General features: G+C 75.7%; 2 protein-coding genes. One reads left to right on the top strand and one right to left on the bottom strand.

Annotated elements, in window-relative coordinates; translation table 11 throughout:
• Nucleotides 1–971, bottom strand: a 971-nt coding sequence (locus B9S61_RS06235; protein WP_103541291.1) for a class I SAM-dependent methyltransferase, incomplete at its 3' end; no start/stop codon positions are given.
• A 221-nt stretch (nt 972–1,192) separates the two neighbouring features.
• Here B9S61_RS06235 and cobT point away from each other — a divergent pair.
• Nucleotides 1,193–2,217: nicotinate-nucleotide--dimethylbenzimidazole phosphoribosyltransferase (cobT, locus tag B9S61_RS06230; protein ID WP_103541290.1), on the top strand; the 1,025-nt coding region annotated here is incomplete at its 3' end.

Raw genomic sequence — 2,217 nt, 5'->3', positions numbered from 1 at the left:
TCCGTCGCCGCCGCGGCGACCACCAGGGGGGTGCCGGCGCGGAGCAGCACCGTGCGCAGGTGCTGCTGGAACGGGGTCGGGGGGATGGCGCGCCAGGGGGTGTCGGGTGCGGGCAGCGTGTGGGAGAGGGCGAGGGCGGTCAGTCCCGCCAGGTCGTGCGGTACGTGCGCGGCGCGGTGGCCGGTGGTGACGAGCGTGCAGCCCCGTGTCTCGAGCTCCGCGCGGAGGTTGCGCCGGGGCATCAGGTGCAGCCGGCGGGGCTGGTCGTAGGGCAGCCACCAGCGGCCGAACAGGGCGGCGAAGGCACAGCGGGGGTCCAGGGTCTCGATGAGCAGATGCCCGCCGGGGCGCAGCGCGTCCAGGGCCGCGTGGAGCTCCGCGCGGGGGTCGGTGGTGTGTTCCAGGTGGTGCAGCATGCTGACCACGTCGTAGCGGCCGGCCAGCCGGGCCATGATCCCGGGATCGGTCAGCGGCCCGATGTGGGCCTCCTCGACACGTTCGAGGGTACGGGCCTGCTCGACCCGCGCGGTGAGGTCGGTGCCGTCGAAGGCGGTGTACGGGAAGAACTCCCGCGCGGTCTGCGGGAACCGGGCGAGTCCGGTGCCGACGTCCAGCCAGCTCTCGGGTTCGCCGAAGGGGAGCATCGCGCGGGCGGCGGCGCGGCGGCGGTGCCGTACCGCGTGCAGGGCGAGGACCCGTTCGGTGGCGGGGTCCCGGGGGGCGCCCCGTACGGCCCGCCGGTAGAAGGCGAGGCCCTCGGCGGTGAGGCGGGGGTTCTGGAAGGTGTGGCCGCAGTCCCGGCATTCGTCGACGGTGAACAGGCCGGGCCGGTGCCGTCGCAGGTCGCCGGTTCTCAGCCGGTTGCGCAGCCGCGCGGAGCCGCACCAGGGGCAGTCCGCGCGGCGCGGCTCGTGCACCCGCGCGGAGCCGTGGTGGACGGGGATCGCGGTGTCTGGGGTGGGTGCGGACATGGGCGGCTCCCTGCGTGAGGGCGTACGGCGCGGAGGCGGGGGGACGTACGGGGCGGGCGGGACGGACTGATGGATGTCCGGCAACACATGGCAAAACGTTACGGACGGGAGCGCCTTCCGGGGCGCAACGCCACCGGGGTGGCGTGGTGGGGCCGGGAGCGGGCGCGCGGCGCCTCACCGGGGCCGCGTGGTGTTCGATCAGGGCCGGTACTGTTCGGCGAATGAGCTCGCTTAATCTCGACGACTTCACCGATCTGATCGAGCGTCCGGACGGCGGGGTGCGCCGCGACGCGGAGGCCCGGCGGGAGCGCCTGGCCGTGCCGCCCGGGTCGCTGGGCCGGCTCGACGACCTGGGTGAGTGGCTGGCGGCGGCGCAGTCCGCGGTGCCGGTGCGGCCGATCGAACGGCCGCGTGTGGTGCTGTTCGCCGGTGATCACGGGATCGCCGGGCTGGACGTCTCCGCGCGGGCCGCGGGCAGCGCCGTGGAGCTGGTGCGGGAGGTGCTGGACGGCGGCCGTCCGGTGTCCGTGCTGGCGCGGCGGCTGGCGGTGCCGGTGCGGGTGGTCGACATGGCCCTGGACTGCGACCCCGGGTCACTGCCCGAGGACGTCGTACGGCACCGGGTCCGGCGGGGCAGCGGGCGTATCGACATCGAGGACGCGCTCAGCGCGGAGGAGGCCGAGGCGGCGTTCCTCGCGGGGATGGCCGTGGCCGACGAGGAGGCCGACTCCGGTACGGATCTGGTGGTGCTCGGCGATGTGAGCGTGGGCGGGACCACCGCGGCGGGCGTGCTGGTGGCGGCGCTGTGCGGGACGGACGCGTCGGTGGTGACCGGGCGCGGGGGGCTGGCGATCGACGACCTGGCGTGGATGCGCAAGTGTGCGGCGATCCGTGACGCGCTGCGGCGGGCGCGGCCGGCGCTGGGCGATCAGCTGCGGCTGCTGGCGACGGTGGGCGGGGCCGACCTGACCGCGATGACGGGCTTCCTGTTGCAGGCGGCGGTGCGGAAGCTGCCGGTCGTGCTGGACGGGGTGGTGACGGCGGCGTGTGCGCTGGTGGCGCAGCGGGTGGCGTTCCGGGCACCGGACTGGTGGGTGGCGGCGCACGCGAGTGGTGAGCCGGGGCAGGCGAAGGCGCTGGACCGGATGGCCCTGGAACCGCTGCTGCCCCAGGGGGTGACCGTGGGGGAGGGTGCGGGTGCGTTGCTGGCGCTCCCTCTGGTGCTGGCGGCGGCGGCGCTGGCGGC

The sequence above is a fragment of the Streptomyces sp. SM1 genome (genome assembly GCF_002910825.1).
In the GTDB taxonomy this organism is placed as follows: domain Bacteria; phylum Actinomycetota; class Actinomycetes; order Streptomycetales; family Streptomycetaceae; genus Streptomyces; species Streptomyces okerensis.
This window is presented reverse-complemented; position numbering and strand designations above follow the sequence as displayed.